General features: G+C 70.4%; 1 protein-coding gene and 2 pseudogenes. All 3 read left to right on the top strand.

The window, feature by feature from the left end; translation table 11 throughout:
• Positions 1–184: pseudogene (locus ABD330_RS31995) on the top strand (ATP-binding protein); the annotation flags it as partial.
• A 412-nt stretch (positions 185–596) separates the two neighbouring features.
• Positions 597–4,106, top strand: coding sequence for a nitrate- and nitrite sensing domain-containing protein (locus ABD330_RS31990; protein ID WP_344469823.1), 3,510 nt, complete (start codon positions 597–599; stop codon positions 4,104–4,106).
• Positions 4,107–4,116: 10 nt separating this feature from the next.
• A pseudogene (locus ABD330_RS32615) lies at positions 4,117–4,188 on the top strand (roadblock/LC7 domain-containing protein); the annotation flags it as partial.

The following is a 4,188-nucleotide window of genomic DNA, read 5'->3' as shown; positions in this document are numbered from 1 at the left end:
CCCCTTCGTCGTCGCCCTCAACGGCTTCGACGGACACCAGCCCCACACCGCCGACGAAGTCCGCGAAGCACTCCAGCTCGGCCCCGACACCCCGGTCGTCACCCTCGACGCCCGCCGCCGGGACAGCGCCAAGAGCGCCCTCATCACCCTGGTCGAGCACGCCCTGCTCGCCCGGCTCCGCTGAACCGGCGGGGCCGCCGCCCAGCGGACTTGCGGTGAGCCCGCGGCGATCTGCTGAACGAACGGTGTCGATCACATGCCCGTCTCCTTGCCCGCCCGGGCGGGGCGGCGGGCATGTGTGCGAGGTGCATAACAGTTCGGTAGGCATTTAAAGATCGAAAGTAACTCTGCGTGACGAGATCGACCCGCTGTGCACCAACGGGCTTCGGTTTTGCCGGTCCTGTAGCCGAATGTCCGTATTGTTCCGGGCATATCGGAGCTGAAGGGCTGTTTGTCCCCCATCCCCGCACGTGTTGAAATTCCAGCTACCCCGTCGTCATCAAAGGCAGTTCCAACCAGCAACGGGCTGCGGCAGGCGGGGGGACAGCCGCTGGATTGATCCATGGCCGCCGAGGCGGCCGAGAGGTTGTTGTCGAGTGAGGCGTAAGCAGCCAGTCACCCCGCAGCGGCGCTCCGAGCCCCGCCAGAGCGAGTTGGACGGTAACGGCCAGAACCCCAACGGGTTCTCCGCGTTCACCCCGACCGAGGACCGGACGGCAGTCGGCGCCGCGACCCCGCCCCCACCCGGGCCGGGTCAGAGCAGGCGTCCCGACGGCAAGGAGTCCCGGGCCGGCCGGTACGAGTTCCTGGCACCCCGTAACTGGCGCGTGCCGACCCGACTGGTCGCCATTCTGCTGATCCCGGTCGTCATCGGCCTGGTCTTCGGCGGTCTGCGCGTCAACACGTCGTTCGACAACTACACCAAGGCCGACCACGCGGAGAAGACCGCCCGGCTGGCCCGTGCGGCGACCGAGGTCGCCGACGCGCTGGAGAACGAGCGCGACCTCACCGCGATACCCCTGCTGAGCGGCAGCGACGACCAGGGCGTCGTCCCCAAGCTGCGGGCCAAGACCGACGCCGCGCTCGCCGTCTACAAGACCGCGTACGCCCAGGTCGGCAGCGACACCCTGCTGCAGCGCCGTGACGACGCCTTCCAGCAGCTGCTGCCCTCGCTGCCGGACCTGCGCAAGAACGCCTACGGGCCGGAGCTGTTCGCCACCGCGACGCAGTCCGCGTACTCGGCGCTGATGGCACCGCTGCTGGCCTTCGACAACTCCGTCGGCTTCGGCGACTCCAGCGTCACCAGCCGCGCCCGGGCCATCTACGCCATGTCGCTGACCAAGGCCTCGGCCTCCTCGCAGCGTGCGCTGATGCTCGGCCTGCTGGTCGGCATCGCCAACGCCCGCACCACCAAGTACGAGAACGTCGACCTGATCCAGTCGCTGCTGGTCTCCAACAAGCTGGAGCAGGTCTCGCTCAACGAGTTCAACACCGGTTCGCCGGCAGAGGACATCGCGATCTACGCGCACTCCCAGGTGACCGAGGCCGACGAAGAGGCGCGCGCGCCCCTGAAGATGCCCGACAACCAGACCATCCCCACCATGCAGGGCCTGATGAACATCGGGCTGGGCTACATGCAGGCGGCCTCGGCGGGCATGGGCGACAACAGCCCGGCGGCCATCGCGGCCGCCGCGGGGGCCGCCCAGAGCGCCCACGACTCCGGTCTGACGGTCGACCGCTGGATGCAGGCCACCGCGACCCACATCACCGCCCTGAAGACCACCGAGGCGACCCTGCTCGACGAGGTCGTCGCCGACGCCCAGAACATCAAGTCCAGCGCCCAGACGGACGCGATCCTGAACTCGGCGATCGTGATCGCCGCGCTCGCGCTGGCCGGTCTGCTCACCGGCTTCATCGCCCGCTCGATGATCCTCGGCATGCGCGTGCTGAACAGCGCCGCACTGGAGATCGCCAACCACCGTCTGCCGGACCTGGTCGAGAAGCTCTCCAAGACCGACCCGGACCGGGTGGACACCAGCGTCGCCCAGATCCCGCTCTGGGGTAAGGACGAGATCGGCGAGGTCGCCCGCGCCTTCGACCAGGTCCACCAGCAGGCGGTCTCACTGGCCGCCGAGCAGGCCCTGCTCCGAGGCAACGTCAACGCGATCTTCACCAACCTCTCGCGCCGCAGCCAGGGCCTGATCCAGCGCCAGCTGGCGCTGATCACCGAGCTGGAGAACAACGAGGCCGACCCGGACCAGCTGGAGAGCCTCTTCCGCCTGGACCACCTCGCGACCCGTATGCGCCGCAACGGTGAGAACCTGCTCGTCCTCGCGGGCGAGGAGGGCGGCCGTCGCTGGAACACCCCCGTCCCGCTGGTCGACGTGCTCCGTGCCGCCGCCTCCGAGGTGGAGCAGTACGAGCGTGTCGAGCTGGCCGGGATCCCGGAGGCCGAGGTCATCGGCGCCGCCGTGACCGACCTCGTCCACCTGCTCGCCGAGCTGCTGGAGAACGCCACCACGTTCTCCAGCCCGCAGACCCGGGTGCTGGTCAACGCCACCCGCCTGCCGGACGGCCGGGTGCTGGTCGAGATCCACGACAAGGGCATAGGCCTCACCGCCGAGGACTTCGCCGAGATCAACGAGAAGCTGGCCGAGCCGCCGACCGTGGACGTCACCGTCTCGCGCCGGATGGGCCTGTTCGTGGTCGGCCGGCTGTCCCAGCGGCACGACATCCGTGTCCAGCTGCGTCCGTCCGGCGAGTCGGCCGGCACCACCTCGCTGGTGATGCTCCCGCAGCCGCTGACCGAGATGCGGGCGATGCCGGAGCCGGAGGAGCAGTTCACCGTCTCCCGGATCTTCGAGCAGGAGCCGCAGCAGGAGCAGTGGGCGCAGGAAGTCATCAGCCAGGGCCGCAGCGCCGCCGAGCTCGGCTTCGACGACCACCTGACCGGTTCCGGTGGCGGCAGCGGCTTCAGCCCCGCTCTGGAGGCCATGCAGCGCTCCCAGCGGATCGACCAGCGCCGCCGCGCGGCCCTGGAGGCCGGCCCGGGCACGGAGCTGGACGATCCGGACACCGCCGGGGCCCAGCAGGACGAGTACGACCACGCGCAGTACGCCCCGGAGGCCTACGCCCCGGACACGTACCAGCAGGACACGTACCAGCAGGAGCCCTACGGCGACCAGCAGTACCGGCCCGAGGTCCAGCAGGACCCGTACGGCCAGCAGCAGCAGTACGCCGACGACTACGGCTACGCCGGCGACGCCCAGTACCAGGAGCCCTACGGCGACCAGCAGTACCAGGCCGACGGCTACCGGCAGGACCAGTACAACGGCTACCAGGAGAACGACTCCTACGGCCGGGCTCCGCAGCAGCAGGGCTACCAGGACGGCTACCAGGACTACCAGGCGCAGCAGTACGCCGCCGACGAGCCCGCAGGCCACCCCTACCCGCCGGAGCTGCCCGCGGCGGCTCCCTCGCACGACACCCTCGGTTCGGGGCTGCCGCAGCGCAGGCCCGGCCAGCAGCTGGCGAGCGGTTCGGCGGTGTCCTCCGGCAACGGCTTCGGCGGCGGCAGCGGCAGCGGCAGCGGCCAGGACGGCGCCGAGAAGCCGAACTGGTTCACCGGTGCCAAGGACACCTCGGCCGGCCACGAGCCGCTGAGCCACGAGGTGTCGGCGCTCGGCGGGTACGGGCCGACCGGCCCGACCGGCTCGCCCGCGCTGCCGGCCCCGGGCCGCTCCGGCGGGTCGGGCGGCGAGTGGCAGTCCGCCAACGACGGTGACTGGCAGCGCGCCGAGCAGCTGCGCGAACCGGCCGCCGGCGGTACCACCGCCTCCGGCCTCCCCCGCCGGGTTCCCAAGCAGAACCTGGTCGCGGGCAACGCCAAGCCGACTCCGCAGGAAGGCCCACAGGTCTCCCGCAGCCCCGAGGAGGTCCGCGGCCGACTGACCAACCTGCGCCGCGGCGTCGAGCAGGGCCGCAACGCGAGCGGCGACCCCGGTTCCACCGGGAGCTTCCGGATCGACCCCGACCCGGGGCGTTCCGGCAACGGACAGCAGAACAGCACCGATCTCTTCGGCGGCTCGAACCACCAGGAGCGTTGAGTTGAGTCAGATGAGTCAGGCCGCACAGAACCTGAACTGGCTGATCACCAATTTCGTGGACAACACCCCCGGGGTGTCGCAC

Source organism: Kitasatospora kazusensis, assembly GCF_039529945.1.
Taxonomy (GTDB): domain Bacteria; phylum Actinomycetota; class Actinomycetes; order Streptomycetales; family Streptomycetaceae; genus Kitasatospora; species Kitasatospora kazusensis.
The sequence above is the reverse complement of the archived record's forward strand: the minus strand, read 5'-3'. Positions and strand labels throughout refer to the sequence as shown.